General features: G+C 53.5%; 13 protein-coding genes and 1 other RNA gene. 4 read left to right on the forward strand and 10 right to left on the reverse strand.

Translation table 11 applies throughout. The features are described from left to right. Positions 1–3 precede the first annotated feature (3 nt). Both ACQE3Z_RS06185 and ydiJ read right to left on the reverse strand, forming a co-directional pair. Complete coding sequence (locus ACQE3Z_RS06185; protein WP_426972722.1) at positions 4–435, reverse strand: hotdog fold thioesterase; 432 nt, start codon at positions 433–435, stop codon at positions 4–6. Then, positions 435–3,488: a D-2-hydroxyglutarate dehydrogenase YdiJ gene (ydiJ, locus tag ACQE3Z_RS06190; RefSeq protein ID WP_426972723.1), complete on the reverse strand. Its 3,054-nt coding sequence runs from the start codon at positions 3,486–3,488 to the stop codon at positions 435–437. Before ydiJ ends, ACQE3Z_RS06185 begins: the two co-directional genes overlap by 1 nt. 218 nt (positions 3,489–3,706) lie before the next feature. Between ydiJ and ydiK the strand changes: the two genes are divergently transcribed. Both ydiK and rprA read left to right on the forward strand, forming a co-directional pair. After that, positions 3,707–4,837 (forward strand): AI-2E family transporter YdiK, encoded by a 1,131-nt coding sequence (gene ydiK, locus ACQE3Z_RS06195; RefSeq protein WP_426972724.1) that lies wholly within the window; start codon positions 3,707–3,709, stop codon positions 4,835–4,837. 244 nt (positions 4,838–5,081) lie between these two features. After that, positions 5,082–5,191, forward strand: an RNA gene (rprA, locus tag ACQE3Z_RS06200) — antisense sRNA RprA. Positions 5,192–5,259: 68 nt separating this feature from the next. Here the strand turns inward: rprA and ppsA are convergent. Beyond that, positions 5,260–7,635, reverse strand: coding sequence for a phosphoenolpyruvate synthase (ppsA, locus tag ACQE3Z_RS06205; RefSeq protein WP_426972726.1), 2,376 nt, complete (start codon positions 7,633–7,635; stop codon positions 5,260–5,262). Between the two features lie 485 nt (positions 7,636–8,120). Here ppsA and ppsR point away from each other — a divergent pair, with 485 nt between their 5' ends. Together ppsR and ACQE3Z_RS06215 are read left to right on the forward strand one after the other, a co-directional pair. Then, on the forward strand, positions 8,121–8,948 hold the full coding sequence (gene ppsR, locus ACQE3Z_RS06210; protein WP_157130210.1) for a posphoenolpyruvate synthetase regulatory kinase/phosphorylase PpsR: 828 nt from the start codon (positions 8,121–8,123) through the stop codon (positions 8,946–8,948). A gap of 140 nt (positions 8,949–9,088) precedes the next feature. Beyond that, positions 9,089–10,135: a 3-deoxy-7-phosphoheptulonate synthase gene (locus tag ACQE3Z_RS06215; RefSeq protein ID WP_426972727.1), complete on the forward strand. Its 1,047-nt coding sequence runs from the start codon at positions 9,089–9,091 to the stop codon at positions 10,133–10,135. A 169-nt stretch (positions 10,136–10,304) separates the two neighbouring features. Here ACQE3Z_RS06215 and ACQE3Z_RS06220 read toward each other — a convergent pair whose 3' ends face one another. The 7 genes from ACQE3Z_RS06220 to ACQE3Z_RS06250 all read right to left on the reverse strand — a co-directional run bounded on the left by ACQE3Z_RS06220 (position 10,305) and on the right by ACQE3Z_RS06250 (position 16,324). After that, positions 10,305–11,744, reverse strand: a complete 1,440-nt coding sequence (locus tag ACQE3Z_RS06220) for a protein adenylyltransferase SelO (RefSeq protein ID WP_426972729.1) — start codon at positions 11,742–11,744, stop codon at positions 10,305–10,307. A gap of 76 nt (positions 11,745–11,820) precedes the next feature. After that, the gene (locus ACQE3Z_RS06225) at positions 11,821–12,561 is read right to left on the reverse strand and encodes an EAL domain-containing protein (RefSeq protein ID WP_426972730.1); all 741 of its coding nucleotides are present in this window, start codon (positions 12,559–12,561) and stop codon (positions 11,821–11,823) included. 380 nt (positions 12,562–12,941) lie between these two features. Then, the gene (locus ACQE3Z_RS06230; protein WP_426972732.1) at positions 12,942–13,403 is read right to left on the reverse strand and encodes a C40 family peptidase; all 462 of its coding nucleotides are present in this window, start codon (positions 13,401–13,403) and stop codon (positions 12,942–12,944) included. 70 nt (positions 13,404–13,473) lie between these two features. Further along, positions 13,474–14,229, reverse strand: a complete 756-nt coding sequence (btuD, locus tag ACQE3Z_RS06235) for a vitamin B12 ABC transporter ATP-binding protein BtuD (protein ID WP_426972733.1) — start codon at positions 14,227–14,229, stop codon at positions 13,474–13,476. Beyond that, a complete protein-coding gene (locus ACQE3Z_RS06240) occupies positions 14,229–14,774 on the reverse strand; it encodes a glutathione peroxidase (RefSeq protein WP_426972734.1) in 546 nt (181 codons plus the stop codon). Before ACQE3Z_RS06240 ends, btuD begins: the two co-directional genes overlap by 1 nt. 33 nt (positions 14,775–14,807) lie before the next feature. Beyond that, positions 14,808–15,791, reverse strand: coding sequence for a vitamin B12 ABC transporter permease BtuC (btuC, locus tag ACQE3Z_RS06245; RefSeq protein ID WP_250652562.1), 984 nt, complete (start codon positions 15,789–15,791; stop codon positions 14,808–14,810). Positions 15,792–15,892: 101 nt separating this feature from the next. Then, a complete protein-coding gene (locus ACQE3Z_RS06250; RefSeq protein ID WP_426972735.1) occupies positions 15,893–16,324 on the reverse strand; it encodes a DUF2502 domain-containing protein in 432 nt (143 codons plus the stop codon). Between the last annotated feature and the right edge of the window lie 149 nt (positions 16,325–16,473).

The raw sequence follows: 16,473 nt of genomic DNA on the forward strand, positions 1-16,473 counted from the left end.
ATCTCAGTTTCTGGCTGCGTCAGGCCTTACTGACGTGGTGAGCCGGGAACTGCAACAAAGACGGTTTTCATCATCATAAATGTCAATCTGCCAGACCTGATGCATGCGGCCAAGATGCAGTGGCCGACAGCGGCCCCGCACCTCGCCCTCACGTACCGCATGCAGATGGTTGGCATTGATTTCCAGGCCCACCAGCATGTCATCCTCCTGCGTGCAGAGATAACCCGCCATTGAGCCTAACGTTTCCGCCAGTACGGCGGAAGCACCGCCGTGCAGCAGCCCAAACGGCTGACGCGTACGCGCATCCACCGGCATCACCGCCTCCAGGCCGTCATCATGCAGCGCCGTAAAGCGGATGCCTAAATGCCCTACCATACAGCCTTCGCTCTGTGCGTTGATCTGCTCGAGGGTGGCCTGTCGTTGCCAGATCGCCATTATATTAACTCCAACAGCGCCTGCAGCGGGTGACGCATCCCATTGCCTTCGATACGTTTAACCTGGCTACGACAGGAATAGCCGGTGGCCAGGCAGCGTTGACGCGGCAGTTTTTGCAACTGTGGATGCCAGGAAAGCTCATAAATGCCCAGCGAGTTATCCAGGTTCTTCGCCTCATGCCCGTAGGTACCCGCCATGCCGCAGCAGCCCACGTTGATATTTTCCAGGCGCGCACCAAAGCGCGCAAATATAGCGGCCCACTGATTCGGCGTTGCGGGCAGCGTAGTGACCTCGGTACAGTGGGCAAACAGATACCAGGCTTCGCCACCAGGTGGCTGTATGGCGCGCGACGACAGCGCCTGATGCAGCCACTCATGCACCAGCTGAACGTGGAAATCGCCGCGTTTATCGCCCAGCGTCTGCTGATACTCATCGCGGTAACACAGCACCAGCGCAGGATCGACGCCGACCATCGGCATCCCCAAACGCGCCAGCCGGTTAAGGAAATCTGCCGTTTTCTGTGCGGTGCGGGCGAAGCGTTTCAGGAAGCCTTTTATATGCTGCGCTTTGCCGTTAGGCGAAAACGGCAGCAGTACCGGCTGATAACCCAGTTTTTCAATCAGGCGCACAAAGTCCGCCACTACCTGCGCTTCGTAATAGCTGGTAAAGGGATCCTGAACCACCAGCACCGTTTTTTCCCGCTGTGCAGCGTCGAGCCTCTCCAGCTGTTCCAGCGTGGTGGTCGCCGCCCTATGGCCCGCCAGCTGTTGTTTTAGCGTTGGTGAAGAAAGCAGCGGCAAATCAACCATACCGATATGACGCTGGCTCAAAGTCCTCAGCCAGGGCTGGCGCAGGAAGAAATTAAAGGTGCGCGGCGCGCGCGCCATCACCGGCGCATAGCTTTCTACCGCCGCCACCAGATGATCGCTGAGCGGGCGCAGGTAACGCGTGTGATAAAGCTGCAAAAAGCGCGAGCGGAAGGCCGGCACATCGATTTTGATTGGGCACTGCGTTGAACAGGCTTTACAGGCGAGACAGCCTGACATCGCCTCTTTCACCTCATGCGAAAAGTCATATTCACCTTTACGCGCATACCAGCTGTTGCGGGTGCGGGCGATTAACCCCCGCAGGCTAATAGCCGATTCCGGGATCTGCTGCTCCAGCGTCAGCGGATCGATACCCTTCTCCGCCAGCAAACGCAGCCATTCACGCGTCAACGTGGCGCGCCCTTTCGGCGAATGGATGCGGTCGCGGGTAATTTTCATCGAGGGACACATCGGGCTGCGCACATCAAAATTAAAGCACAGGCCGTTGCCGTTGCACTCCATCGCGCCACGCCACTCGTTACGCACCGCCAGCGGGATCTGACGGTCATAATAGCCGCGTTTCACACCATCGACCTGCATCATTGGCTCATCGACGCCAGTGGGCGTACAGATCTTGCCTGGGTTAAGGCGGTTGGCGGGATCGAAGGCCGCTTTGATCCGGCGCAGCTCTTCATACAGCGTTTCGCCAAAAAAGGCAGGGCTATATTGCGCACGGAACCCTTTGCCGTGTTCTCCCCACAGCAGGCCGCCATAGCGCGCCGTCAGCGCCACGACCTCATCGGAGATCTGCTTCATCAGCATCTCCTGCTGCGGATCGCACATATCCAGCGCAGGCCGCACATGCAGCACGCCCGCATCCACATGACCAAACATGCCGTAATTCAGGCCGTGATTATCCAGCAAGGTGCGAAACTCGGTAATATAGTCCGCCAGATGCTCTGGCGGCACGGCGGTATCTTCCACAAACGGAATGGGCTTGGCGCGTCCTTTGGCATTGCCCAACAGGCCTACCGCTTTTTTACGCATATTGTAGATGCGCTCGATGGCATCGATATCGTTACAAAGCTGATAGCCGATCACGCCGCCCTGCTGCTGCGCCATCAGCGCATCGAGACGCTGGCACAGGGCCGTTAGCTGGGTGTCGATCAGCTGAGGATCGTCTCCGGCGAATTCCACAATATTAATGCCGAGCATCTCTTTGCCCGGCACATCGGTAATTAATTCGCGAACCGAATGCCAGACAATATCCTCACGCGCCAGATTCAGCACTTTTGAATCAACGGTCTCTACCGACAGCGCTTTGGCTTCTACCATTAAAGGCGCATTACGTAACGCCGAATCAAACGAGTCATACTTGATATTCACTAAACGCCGCACCGCAGGCAGCGGCGTAATATTCAGACGGGCTTCACTGATAAAGGCCAGCGTGCCTTCAGCCCCGCACAGAATGCGGGTCAAATCGAACGTCTGCAGATCGTCGCTTAATACATGACGTAAATCGTAACCAGTGAGAAAACGGTTCAGCGGCGGGAATTTTTCCGTAATCAGATCGCGCTGCTGGCGGCAGCGTGACAGCACAGTGTGATAGATACGCCCTTCCGTTGTCTGCTCAGCGGCCAGCTGTTCTGCCAGTGCAACCGGCATGGCGCGCGTATCGATAATATCACCGCCCAGCACCACCGCCCGCAGCCCCAGCACATGATCGGAGGTTTTGCCGTATACCAGCGAGCCCTGACCGGAAGCATCCGTATTAATCATGCCGCCCAGCGTGGCGCGGTTGCTGGTTGACAGCTCCGGCGAGAAAAAGTAGCCGTAAGGCTTAAGAAAGGCATTGAGCTGATCTTTTATCACGCCCGCCTCAACCCGCACCCAGCCCTGCTCTGGATTGATCTCCAGGATTCGGTTCATATAGCGCGACATATCAACCACGATGCCCTGATTTAGCGACTGACCATTCGTGCCGGTGCCGCCGCCACGCGGAGTAAAAATCAGGCGGGAAAACTGCGGCATCGCCGCCACTCTGGCTAACAGAGCGACATCAGCGGTAGAGCGAGGAAAAAGCACGGCATCCGGTAACAGCTGATAAATACTGTTATCGGTCGACATGGTTAAACGATCGGCATAGCTGGTGGCCGTATCGCCGGTAAAGCCTTGTTGCTTAAGCGTGTCCAAAAATGAAAGCACCAGTTGCACGAGGCCTGGCGCCTGAGAAATCTGTGGGATCATTATCGGGTGACCAAATGTTGTGTATCGTTTGCGCTTGCTGTTTTATCTGCGAAATCTCGTTGTATCACATTTTTTTATGCCCCGCTGTTTTTTCAGGAAACGTAAAAACTTCCGGCGCTTAACTCTGTCGCAACGTAAAGAAATCACGCATTATTATGGGCTGAGCGGCAATGGGCTGTTCATAATCGCAAGGCGTAAATTAAGGATCCTTTTTTCGTATGAGAAAACTGCAACAGGATATGGATTTAACCCAGATTCTCTTCTCTTTGATGTTCATCCTGCTGATGATCGTTGCCTGCTTCTGGGTAGTGCAGCCATTTATTTTGGGATTTGCCTGGGCTGCGATGGTGGTTATTGCCACCTGGCCGTTAATGATCAAGCTACAGGCTCTGCTTTGGGGACGACGTACGCTGGCGATTATCGCTATGACGCTTATCCTGCTTCTGCTGTTCATTATTCCCGTCGCGCTGCTGGTAAATAGCCTGATCGATAATACCGGGCCAGTGGTCGCCTGGGCGACCTCAGGAAACCTTCATCCTCCTCAGCTGACCTGGCTGAATGAGGTGCCGCTGATTGGTGAAAAACTCTATCACAGCTATCACCTGCTGCTGGACGGCGGCGGCGGCGCAGTGATGACAAAAGTACAGCCTTATATTGGACGCACCACCGGCTTTTTTGTCTCTCAGGCGGGCCATTTTGGCCGATTTTTGCTGCATCTCGGCCTGATGCTGCTGTTCAGCGTGCTGCTTTACTGGCGCGGCGAGCAGGTGGGCGACGGCATTCGCCACTTCGCTTTCCGTCTGGCCGGTCGCCGGGGCGATGCATCGGTGCTGCTTGCCGGACAGGCGATTCGTGCGGTCGCGCTGGGCGTCGTGGTTACGGCACTGGTGCAGGGCGTGCTGGGTGGCATCGGCCTGGCCGTAGCCGGGATACCTTATGCCACACTGCTGACGGTGCTGATGATTCTGTTTTGTCTGGTGCAGGCGGGGCCACTACCAGTACTTATCCCGGCGATTATCTGGCTTTACTGGAGCGGCGATACCACATGGGGCACAGTGCTGCTGGTCTGGAGCTGCGTGGTCGGTACGCTAGATAATGTGCTGCGTCCGGTGCTGATCCGCATGGGCGCAGATTTACCCATGATTTTGATCCTTTCCGGCGTTATCGGCGGCCTGGTGGCTTTTGGCATGATTGGTCTGTTTATTGGGCCGGTGGTACTGGCAGTCTCCTATCGTCTGGTCACTGTTTGGGTGCATGAAGCACCAATGCCGCAAGAAGATCCTGAAGATGTGGTAGAGGAACTGGCTGAACATGAAGAAGATGTAAAGAACACCACAACCACAAATTAACCCTCCCGCCGGGCATTTAGCGCTGCCCGGCTTTTCCCCCTGTGTAAATCCCCCGGAATAATATTAAATCTTCTTAATATTTACCCTGCTTTATATCTTATGAGGTAGTGCCTGCGTGAAACTGATTACCACTGGCACTGTTTTCGGGCCTTAAAAGAGTAAAGTGGCGCATTTAATGTAACGCATGATTAACTAATAAGAGGATTCTTAAAGACTGGCAAGCTGTAGCTGAATACTATGAGTGCCATGTTTAGGATCAAACCTATGATTTTTAAACAACCTTTTTCCCCTGAGTAAAGTGAAGAATTGCTGTGTGTAGTCTTTGCCCATCCCATGTGATGGGCTTTTTTTTATGCTTTTTTCGAGTAAAAAGGCCGGAAAATTCCGGCCTTTATCGTTAAGTAACATTATTAAGGGATCTTTTACTTTATTTCTGCAAGGCTTAGCCAGGTCTGAACCACCGTATCAGGGTTAAGCGACAGGCTGTCGATACCCTCCTCCATCAGCCAGGCGGCAAAGTCCTGATGATCGGATGGCCCCTGACCACAAATACCCACATATTTCCCCTGCTTTTTGGCGGCGCGAATTGCCATCGACAGCAGCGCTTTTACCGCTTCGTTACGTTCGTCGAACAGTTCGGAAACCACGCCGGAATCGCGGTCTAACCCCAGCGTCAGCTGCGTCATATCATTTGAGCCAATAGAGAAGCCGTCGAAATGCTCCAGGAACTGCTCCGCCAGCAGCGCATTAGAGGGGATTTCGCACATCATAATAATCTTCAGGCCGTTTTCGCCGCGCTTGAGTCCCTGACGCGCCAGTTCCTCAATAACCGCTTCCGCCTGCGCAACGGTACGTACAAACGGGATCATAATTTCGACGTTGGTCAGCCCCATCTCATTGCGCACGCGTTTAACGGCCTGGCATTCCAGCGCAAAGCAGTCGCGGAAGCGATCTGCCACGTAGCGTCCGGCACCTCGGAAGCCCAGCATCGGGTTTTCCTCTTCCGGCTCATAGCGTTCGCCGCCAACCAGATTGGCATATTCGTTAGATTTAAAGTCCGACAGCCGCACAATCACGCGCTTCGGCGCAAAAGCGGCACCCAACGTGGCGATCCCTTCCGTCAGACGCCCGACATAGAACTCGACCGGATCGTCGAAACCTTTCATGAGTTCGCGGATTTTCTGCTGCAGCTCCGGCGTCTGCTGGTCGAACTCCAGCAGCGCTTTTGGATGCACGCCGATCATGCGGTTAATAATAAATTCCAGACGCGCCAGGCCCACCCCTTCGTTAGGCAGACAGGCAAAATCAAAAGCCCGATCCGGGTTACCTACGTTCATCATGATTTTGAGCGGCAGATCAGGCATTTTATCCACCTGCGAACTTTTTACTTCAAAGTCGAGCAGGTCGTCGTAAACATAACCGGTATCGCCCTCGGCGCAGGAAACGGTAACCTTATGACCATCCTTCAGTCGATCGGTAGCGTCGCCGCAGCCTACTACTGCCGGGATACCCAGTTCGCGGGCAATGATGGCCGCATGGCAGGTGCGCCCGCCACGGTTCGTGACGATCGCTGCCGCTTTTTTCATAATCGGCTCCCAGTCCGGGTCGGTCATATCGGTGACCAGCACATCGCCCTTCTGAATGCGATTCATTTCGCTGATATCGTGAATGACTTTTACTTCACCGGCGCCAATGCGATGACCAATTGCACGTCCCTCGACCACAATCTTGCCTTTGCCCTGTAGCGTATAACGTTCCATGACCTGCCCGTTAGAGCGCACAGTTTCCGGACGCGCCTGAACGATATAGAGCTTGCCGGTATGGCCATCTTTCGCCCACTCAATATCCATTGGACGCTTATAATGTTTCTCAATTTGCAGCGCCTGATGCGCCAGCGCCTGTACTTCGTCATCACTGAGGCAGAAACGATCGCGATCCTGTTGCGGTACGTCTTCGATTTTTACCTGTTCACCGTGCTCCTGCGAATCGGCATAGACCATGCGAATTTTTTTTGAGCCCATATTACGGCGCACAATGGCGGGACGGTTAGCCTGCAGCGTCGGCTTATGCACATAAAATTCATCCGGGTTAACTGCGCCCTGCACCACCATTTCGCCCAGCCCCCAGGCGGCGGTAATAAAGACCACCTGATCAAAGCCCGATTCCGTATCAATGGTAAACATTACGCCGGAAGCGGCCTCATCGGAACGCACCATGCGCTGTACGCCAGCGGAGAGCGCCACGCCACGATGATCGTAGCCCTGATGCACACGATAAGAGATGGCGCGGTCATTAAACAGCGACGCGTAAACATGTTTTACCGCCACCATGACGGCATCAATACCCTGGACGTTAAGGAAGGTTTCCTGCTGACCGGCGAATGAGGCATCCGGCATATCCTCAGCGGTCGCTGAAGATCGCACGGCGAACGAGGCCTCGTCATCATCTGCCGAGAGTTGCTGATAGGCTTCGCGTATGGCCTCTTCCAGCGCCGGCTGAAAAGGGGTCTCCACAATCCACTGACGGATCTGTTTACCCGCTTTCGCCAGTTCATCCACATCATCAATGTCGGTTTCATCCAGCAAGGCATAAATACGCTGGTTAACGCCGCTCTGATCGAGAAATTGATTGAAGGCTTCCGAGGTGGTCGCAAAACCGTTTGGAACGGATACGCCAAGCGACGACAGGTTAGTAATCATTTCACCGAGAGAGGCATTCTTTCCTCCCACGCGATCAACATCGTTCATGCCTAACTGGCTATACCAGAGCACTAGCGGCATTTCGCCTTGATTGGACATTGGGACAATCCTTTTATGATAAATTTGAGGGGCACACGGAAAAATAGCGCTGATAACGCTTATTCAGCCTGGCACAGCAGAATGTAAAAGCGAAAGTGTTGAATCGTTAAAGCAGAGTAAAAAAAGATTTTTAAGAAAACTCCGCCTATAATAGTGCGTTTGCGCAACAATATTATTTTATAAAAAACCCAAACATTTCATCGGGATAAATTAATGTAATCGCTTAACCTTATTTATTCCGTTGCGCAACGCTACAATCCTGTTTTTATCCATTTGTTTGTTGTGTTCCGCCCTGTCGATAAATGAAAACAGGAACGCCATTTCATTTTCTTATGCTTTCGGTACGGGATAAAACCCAGAAAGAATAAAATATTCATATTAACTATTTTTGAAAAATTAATTTCAATAATTATACGAACTTCCCGCTTGATTTTCGCTGCGATTATCTGTCAGGCTCGGTTAACCCTGGATAAGAGAGAATAAGTATGACGGCAGAACGCAGCGTTTTTTATATCTCTGACGGCACCGCCATCACCGCAGAGGTGCTGGGACATGCGGTTATGTCGCAGTTTCCGGTAATGGCCAATAGTTTTACCCTGCCTTTTGTTGAAAACGTGCAGCGCGCCCAGGCGGTGAAAGCACAGATCAACGCCATTTATCAGCAAAGCGGCTTACGCCCTTTAGTGTTTTTTTCTATTGTACTGCCGGAAGTGCGCGACATTATTCTACAGAGCGACGGCTTTTGTCAGGATATAGTGCAGGCGCTGGTTGCACCGCTACAGCAGGAATTGGGCATCGCGCCTGCGCCGGTGGCGCACCGTACCCACGGTCTGACGGCCAGTAATCTGGGCAAGTATGACGCGCGTATCGCCGCTATCGACTATACCCTGGCGCATGATGATGGCATTTCACTTCGCGGTCTGGATGAGGCGCAGGTGATTTTGCTGGGCGTTTCCCGCTGCGGTAAAACGCCAACCAGCCTCTATCTTGCCATGCAGTTTGGCGTGCGCGCCGCAAATTATCCCTTTATCGCCGATGATATGGATAATCTGAAGCTGCCGCCTGCCCTGAAGCCCTTCCAGCACAAACTGTTCGGCTTAACAATCGATCCGGAGCGGCTGGCGGCGATTCGTCAGGAGCGCGCCGAGAACACACGCTACGCTTCGATGCGTCAGTGTCGGCTGGAAGTAGGGGAAGTGGAGGCGCTGTTTCGCTCGCATCAAATACGCTATCTCAACAGCACTAACTATTCGGTTGAAGAAATCGCCACCAAAATTCTCGATATTATGGGGCTGAGCCGCCGGATGTATTAGGCCAGAATCCGGCGCGTATTGTGCTGCAAAACACGCTTTTACCCCTTCCGGACGGTTGAATTTACTGCTGGTTGGTTTATTGTGATCGCCATCACTTCCCGGTACTTCTGCCGCTGTGAAGACATTATTTTGAGATCTCAATGAACAAAACTGATGAACTGCGTACTGCTCGCATCGATACGCTGGTGACGCCCGCAGCGCTGGCAGAGCAATATCCGATAAGCGAAGCTATTGCTGCGAATGTCACCTCGGCGCGCCAGCGCATTGCGCGCATTCTTTCTGGCGAGGATGCGCGCCTGCTGGTGATTATAGGCCCCTGCTCGCTACACGACCCGCGCGCCGCGCTGGAATATGCCGCTAAACTTAAGGCGCTGCATGATAAATATCATTCCCGCCTTGAAATCGTGATGCGCACCTATTTTGAAAAGCCCCGTACCGTTGTTGGCTGGAAAGGGCTGATTTCCGACCCCGATCTTGACGGCTCGTTTCGTGTTAATGAAGGGCTTGCTATCGCGCGTAAGCTTCTGCTGGATATCAATGCGCTGGACCTGCCTACCGCGACAGAGTTTCTTGATATGGTGATCGGCCAGTTTATCGCCGATTTAGTAAGCTGGGGGGCAATTGGCGCGCGCACCACGGAAAGCCAGATCCATCGTGAAATGGCCTCCGCCCTCTCCTGCCCGGTTGGTTTTAAAAACGGTACCGATGGCAATACGCGCATTGCCGTCGATGCCATCCGGGCGGCACGGGTAAGCCATATGTTCCTTTCGCCTGACAAGCATGGCCAGATGACCATTTATCAGACCAGCGGTAATCCTTCCGGCCATATCATTATGCGCGGTGGAAAAGTGCCAAACTACCATGCACAGGATATTGCTGATGCGGTCGCCAGCCTGCGTGCCTTTGATCTGCCAGAGCATCTGGTTGTGGATTTCAGCCACGGCAACTGTCTGAAGCAGCATCGCCGCCAGCGTGACGTAGCTGCATCGGTAGCGCAGCAGATCCGTGACGGATCGCGCGCCATTGCCGGGGTGATGATTGAAAGCTTTTTGCAGGAAGGCAATCAGCCAGTGGTAAGCGGACAGCCACTCACTTATGGTCAGTCCATTACCGATCCCTGTCTTAGCTGGGAAGATAGCGAAGCGGTCCTGGCACAGCTCGCCGATGCAGTCGACAGCCGCTTTTAGTTAAAAAATCGGCACCGGCCCCGGGAGTACAGGCCGAGCGTAAACACGCAAAACAGCTCTCCGGCCCGCGCCCTCTATGACGCGGGCCGCTTTACTTTTCTGCCTGCACTCACCGCGCCCTGAGTTCAGTGCAGTGAACCTCCGTACCAGATCCGCTGACACCCTGCGATTAGCTGGAACAGCTTACCGAGATTTTCTTACCTTCATCCGGCGGACGTCGGGTTAAATCAGCATATTCTGGCGCATCGCTGAACGGATTACACAACGCCTGATGCAGATGTCGCAGCATGGTGATGTCATCGCGTTCCGCGCCTTCAATCGCCTGCTGCGCCAGATAGTTACGTAAAACAACCGCCGGGTTCGCCGCTTTCATTCGCTGCTGGCGTTCAGCATCGCTGCACTCATCTTTTAATAAGCGCTGCTGATAGCGCTGATACCACTGGTCAAACGCGGCACGATCGATAAACTCGTCACGCAGCGGTGAGCGGCTCTCCTGCTGCTGCGTCTCGCTTAGCATACGGAAGGTGCGGGTATAATCACTCCCTTCCTGGCTCATTAACGCCAGCAATCCGGTCAACAGCTCGTTATCTTCCGCCTGCGGCATTAAAAAGCCCAGCTTCGCGCGCATTCTTTCGCCCCATGCCGTCATTAATGCCGGCTCGTAGAGACTCAGTGCCTGCTTAAGCTGTTCGGTAGTCATCAGATCCGACAGCGCATGCGCCAGCCGGTTAAGATTCCATAAACCGATCATCGGCTGATTATCAAAGGCGTAACGTCCCTGATAATCCGAATGATTGCAAATAAAGCCAGGCTGATAGTCATCCAGAAAACCGTAGGGCCCATAATCCAGCGTCAGGCCCAGAATCGACATATTATCGGTATTCATCACTCCATGAGCGAAGCCCACGCTTTGCCAGGCGGCGATAAGGCGTGCTGTGCGCTCCACCACATCGCTAAACCACAGCAGATAGCGATCCGGCTCTGACGCCAGTGACGGCCAGTGATGATGGATGAGGTAGTCTGCCAGCTGGCGTACTTTTTCCGGTTCGCCGTGATAAAAGAAGTGTTCGAAATGACCAAAGCGCGCATGGCTTTCTGCCACGCGCAACAGCATCGCCCCGCGCTCTTTGGTTTCACGGTAAACAGGATCATCGCTGGTCACAATGGTCAGCGCCCGGCTGGTGGGAATGCCTAAATGATGCAGGGCTTCAGAGGCGAGAAACTCACGCACGGTTGAACGTAACACAGCGCGCCCGTCTCCCATACGTGAATATGGGGTTAAGCCTGCTCCCTTTAGGTGCCAGTCAAATTTTCTGCCATCGCTCAGCTGCTGCTCGCCCAGCAGAATGCCGCGACCATCGCCCAGCTGCCCGGCCCAGACGCCAAACTGATGGCCGCTATAGACCTGCGCCAGCGGTTGCATGCCAGGTAACAGCGTTTCACCGCTCCAGACGCCGGTATTTTCCTGGTTGAACCAGCTTTCATCCAGTTCCAGCTCGCGCGCCAGCGCCTCGCTATGATAAAGCAGGCGGGCCTGTTTCAGCGGTGTTGGCTTCAGCGCGGTATAAAATCCGCTTAGTTCGTTATGCCAGGTGTTATTAAACTCCATGCTGCCTCCGTTTACCGCAGTAGAGTTTAAGTGTAACCCTGTTATGCCGTGGTAAACAGAAAACCGCGTGGGTTTATCAGCATTGACCGTCAGAAAAGCCGTGAGGTGGCTCCATCAGAGCGGCCAGCTCGCTGTCTGGAACCGGGGGGAACAGCGCGCCCTGCATACCGGTAAAGGCGAATGGGGCGACTTTTTCCAGGGTAGTGAGATCGTCAATGCCCGATACGATAAATTGCTGGCAGTGATCGCTTACCTGATAAACGATCGCCTTTAACATGGAATGATATGAGGCGCGCTTCAGCGTCTGCTGCAAAAAATATTTATCCAGCCGGATGCGATGAAACAAATTATCGTAAACCGCTTTTGCAGGCGCTTTGCCTGAGCCAAAATTAGTCAGGGTTAATTTAAAATTATCGTTCAGGCTGCTTAATAACGGATTATCTTTTCCCGCCCTGAAGTTAGGAAAACTCTCACTCAGCCCTAATTCCAGCGCCTGCAGCGGTCGCAATTTACGTAGCAAAAACTCGCTGGATAAAAGGGTTTCAACCATCTCTTCATCCACGTTCAAAATTACTGCAACATTATTCCGCAGGAAAAAGTCGTGATACTGCTCAATAACGCTGATCTGCTTTTGTAAGGTTTGCAAGCGCTGTTCGCCGTCGAACTGAGGTAACAGAATATCCTGCGGCACAACAACATTAAGAGAAGTATGTGTAAAGCTGGATAGCAAATCTACGGCAAGTAATCGGCCATTTAAAGCATAAACAGGGTTGAAGGCTGTATGAATAAAATAATCAGCAAAAACTGTTGTTGTCATTTTTTTAGCCATAAAAAAGTGGCAATTCGCGCATCCTATACCAAGGAAATATTACAATCAATAGTATATTTAATGATAAGTAATGCCCGCCCCTGCTTCTTTTAACGCAGTAAACTACTGATACTAAACTATATAACGCAAATTTACCTTTATGACCGCTTATGTTTCTCTACGCTGAATCAGCCAAATAAATAAGATTTAGTGATCATTCTCGTTGTTTTCGGGAATATCTTACTTACTGAGCAATTAAAAAGACTGCTTATGTAAAGCTGAAATTTCATTCATTGTCGATTTGCATTACCGGTATATCATTCCATATTTTAAGCGCTGATTAAATGAGCATTTTCTGAATCGATTGATGCTTTTTCAACAGGTTAATCTTAAATTCTTCGCGCCTGCCAAAATACTTTTTGCCAGTAACTGTTATCCAGTGAAGAGCGGATTACCCCTTTGCTGGTAGAGGCATGGATAAACCTTTTATCACTGTCATAAATGCCTACGTGCAGACCATTCTCACCACGGCCAGTCTTAAAAAAGACCAAATCTCCCGGCAGTAACTGATCTTTATCGATGCGCGTGCCGGTATCGCTCTGGTCGCGTGTACTGCGCGGCAGTTGTAAATTAAAGCGATCGCGAAATGTCAGATAAACAAATCCAGAGCAGTCGATACCTCTGCGGCTCAGGCCACCGTAACGATAGGGCGTACCCTGCCAGCGGCTTAGCTGATCGTTCAGCTCGGCAATAACGGTAACTGAATCAGAAAGTCGCGCATTAGGCGGTGGCGCATGATGACTACAGCCGACAAGCAATACACTAAGCAAAAGTAATACACCGATTCGCATAACCTGAGTCCATCCTGTATGAGCGGAGCCGGGCTAACTGTAACGGTAAGTCCTGACGCTGGCAATCTTCTCAGCGCGCCTCTTCAGCCACTAACCAGCTTTCTCCTTCCGACTGTAGCTTACGAAACGTCAGCCCATACAGCATACGCAGCGTATCAGGCTGCAGGACCGCCTCAGCCCGTCCCTGGCGGATAACTTTACCCTGTTGCATCAGCCATACGTCGCGCGCATGACGCAGGCTATGGTTAACATCGTGACCGCTGGTGATCACCGCGCCGCCCGCCTCGCAAAAAGCGGTTAACTCGCGATCCAGCGCCTGCTGCTGCACCACGTCCAGACCGGCGTAAGGCTCATCCAGTAGCAGCAGCGTTGCCGGCTGCGCGACGCACGGCCAAACCTGTAGCAATACCGCCATAAGCCTGACGCGCTGCCATTCACCGCCGGAAAGCTGGCTTAACGAACGCGTAAGCTTATCATGCAGTTGAAAAGCAGCCAGCAGACGTGACAGCAGCATATCCTGACCGGGTTTTGCCCCGATCAGATGTTGCTGTAAATAGTGGAAAACCGCCATCTGCCCCAACTGTTGCTGCTGCTGTGGTAGCCAGGCACGCCGTCTCGCCAGCGCCGCCCGCGGCCACCCCTCCAGCGGCCTACCGATAAGACGCACCACGCCTGCGCCTGGTAACAGCCCGGCCAGACGCGCTAACAAGGAGCTTTTACCGGCACCATTGGGACCAAGCAGATGAACCAGATCGCCGCTTTTCACCTGGGCACTAAAAGCCTGCAGGCGTCCCGGGACGGTCGCCTGCTCAATGGACAACAACATTATTTTGCCAGCGCGAGCTTGATGCTTTCCATCACAATAGGATCTTCCGGCGTCATATCCGGCGCGAAACGCTGTACCACTTCACCGTTGCGCCCCACGAGGAACTTTTCAAAATTCCATAAAATATCGCCCTTTTCTTTCGGCGCACGTCCTTTACTTGCCATACGCTCATAGAAGCCGCTGTTTTCTGGCTCGACCGCTTCAGGGCAGGCGGCGATCAGTTGCTGATACAGCGGATGACGCTCAGGACCGTTCACTTCGATCTTGCTGAACATCGGGAAGCTGATACCGTAGTTGGTGTCGCAAAACTCCCTGATCTCTTCATTACTGCCTGGCTCCTGACCAAGAAAGGCGTTGCACGGAAAACCGAGCACGTTAAAGCCGGACTTATTCCAGGCGCGCTGCAGGTTCTCCAGCTCTTTATACTGTGGCGTCAGTCCACACTGAGAAGCGACGTTAACTATCAGCAGTACATCGCCTTTCCATTGTCCCAGCGTGGTGCGTTTACCATCCAGCATAACCAGTTCAGTATCATAAATGCTCATGCGCGTTTCCTGTTTCGGTGTGTGGTACAGCCCTTAACGGTGCTGAGTGAGTAATAACCAAATAAACAGCGGCGCCCCCAGCGTAGCGGTGACAACGCCAATGGGCAATTCCGCTGCGGTAAGTATCAGTCTGGCAATGATATCGGCAGCAAGCAATACGGCGGCCCCGGCCAGTGCGCTGGCGGGCAGCAGCATACGATGATCGGTGAGCCCGTTCAGCCGCAGCAAATGCGGCACCACCAGCCCAATAAAGCCAATTGCCCCGGCCAGCGCTACGCTAACACCAACCAACCAGCCAATCGCCACCACCAGCAGGTTGCGCCAGAGATAAAGTGACAGGCCAAGCTGACGGGCGCTGGTTTCGCCCAGTGCCAGTAGATTCAGAATTTTCGCCTGCCCACTCAGCCAGATCAGCACCGGCAGCAGCGCCAGCATCAGCCAGCGGTAGCGCCAGTCAATGCCGCTAAAGCCGCCCATCATCCAGTACATCAGCTGTCGCAGATCGAGATTACTGCTGAAATAAACCACCCAGGTCATCGCCGCACTACAGATAATCCCCAGCGCAATGCCCGCTAACAGCAGTCGGCTGTTAGAAAGATGACGACGGGCAAAACGCAGCAGGATCAGCGTGACCAGCAGCGCACCGGCAATGGCTGCCAGGCTGAACGCCCAGAAATCGCCATTTCCCAGCAGCACACACAGCACAAGGCCGAGCCCCGCGCCGTTTGATACGCCAAGCAGGCCGGGTTCCGCCAGCGGGTTTTCAAACAGCGCCTGCATTACGCACCCCGCCGTTGCCAGCGAGGCGCCAACCAGCAACACACTCAGCGTGCGCGGCAGACGCAGTTGCCAGACAAACAGCTTGCCCTCCTCGCTTAGCCAGCGGTCAGGCAGAATCCACGTCTCTCCCGCGCACAGGCTTACCAGCGTAACGCCCAGCAGCATAGCGCTCAGCCAGACCAGCCAGCGATAAGCGCGACGATCCGCCTGACGGGAGAGTTCAGTTAGCAGCGACATAGCTATAGTTTTATAAGGAAAACAGAGATTTGATTGTAGTGGCTAAGGCAGAAAAAGAAAGGAATAAGAAAAGCCGGACACAGTCGTCCGGCATAATGTGCTTAACCGTGCGGCTGGAAATCGGGACGATGGCCTGCTGCGCCATGAGCCTGCTGATCTGCGGCCAGTCGATCGCTACCGGATGCGTCACGGTGCGCCGTCGGGCGATCGCGTGCCGGTTCCTGATGATGCGTAACCGGCTTTTTACGCACGGGTTGCTGCTGATGCGCTTCAGGTCGATGTGGCTGCCACCCGTTGCCATTCCAGTAGCCGCGCGGCCCCTTCTCGCCAATATGACGTCCATGATGCTCCTGCCACCATTTTGGAGCTCGCCAGTCATAACCATCCCAGTAGTAGCCTCGATGATCGCGATCGCCAATATGGATCGTTACGCCAGCAGGTGTCAGATCAAACGAAACGTCAGCGCTGGCGACAACGGGCAGCGCCGCCACGATGCTCAGCACGATACCTGGAAGTAATTTTTTTATGTTCATCGGGGTAACCTCATCATGTTTCATCCCCTGTTTATACCTGTGATCAGGTAGCTGTCACTATCAGCCTGAGCCGATTTTCGGCTTATTTTCCCGCGCCTTACGCATTCCTTACATTGTGGTGACTTTATGGAAAAGGCGGAAAATCCGTG

This window comes from Pantoea sp. FN0307 (assembly GCF_050113815.1).
Taxonomy (GTDB): Bacteria; Pseudomonadota; Gammaproteobacteria; order Enterobacterales; family Enterobacteriaceae; genus Mixta; species Mixta alhagi.

Bases quoted from the DNA above. Each gene is read 5' to 3' on its own strand.
- ACQE3Z_RS06230 (WP_426972732.1), bottom strand. From the start codon at position 13,403: ATGCGAATCGGTGTATTACTTTTGCTTAGTGTATTGCTTGTCGGCTGT.
- ACQE3Z_RS06220 (WP_426972729.1), bottom strand. From the start codon at position 11,744: ATGGAGTTTAATAACACCTGGCATAACGAACTAAGCGGATTTTATACC.
- ydiJ (WP_426972723.1), bottom strand. From the start codon at position 3,488: ATGATCCCACAGATTTCTCAGGCGCCAGGCCTCGTGCAACTGGTGCTT.
- ACQE3Z_RS06225 (WP_426972730.1), bottom strand. From the start codon at position 12,561: ATGACAACAACAGTTTTTGCTGATTATTTTATTCATACAGCCTTCAAC.
- btuC (WP_250652562.1), bottom strand. From the start codon at position 15,791: ATGTCGCTGCTAACTGAACTCTCCCGTCAGGCGGATCGTCGCGCTTAT.
- ACQE3Z_RS06185 (WP_426972722.1), bottom strand. From the start codon at position 435: ATGGCGATCTGGCAACGACAGGCCACCCTCGAGCAGATCAACGCACAG.
- ACQE3Z_RS06240 (WP_426972734.1), bottom strand. From the start codon at position 14,774: ATGAGCATTTATGATACTGAACTGGTTATGCTGGATGGTAAACGCACC.
- btuD (WP_426972733.1), bottom strand. From the start codon at position 14,229: ATGTTGTTGTCCATTGAGCAGGCGACCGTCCCGGGACGCCTGCAGGCT.
- ydiK (WP_426972724.1), top strand. From the start codon at position 3,707: ATGAGAAAACTGCAACAGGATATGGATTTAACCCAGATTCTCTTCTCT.
- ppsR (WP_157130210.1), top strand. From the start codon at position 8,121: ATGACGGCAGAACGCAGCGTTTTTTATATCTCTGACGGCACCGCCATC.
- ppsA (WP_426972726.1), bottom strand. From the start codon at position 7,635: ATGTCCAATCAAGGCGAAATGCCGCTAGTGCTCTGGTATAGCCAGTTA.
- ACQE3Z_RS06250 (WP_426972735.1), bottom strand. From the start codon at position 16,324: ATGAACATAAAAAAATTACTTCCAGGTATCGTGCTGAGCATCGTGGCG.
- ACQE3Z_RS06215 (WP_426972727.1), top strand. From the start codon at position 9,089: ATGAACAAAACTGATGAACTGCGTACTGCTCGCATCGATACGCTGGTG.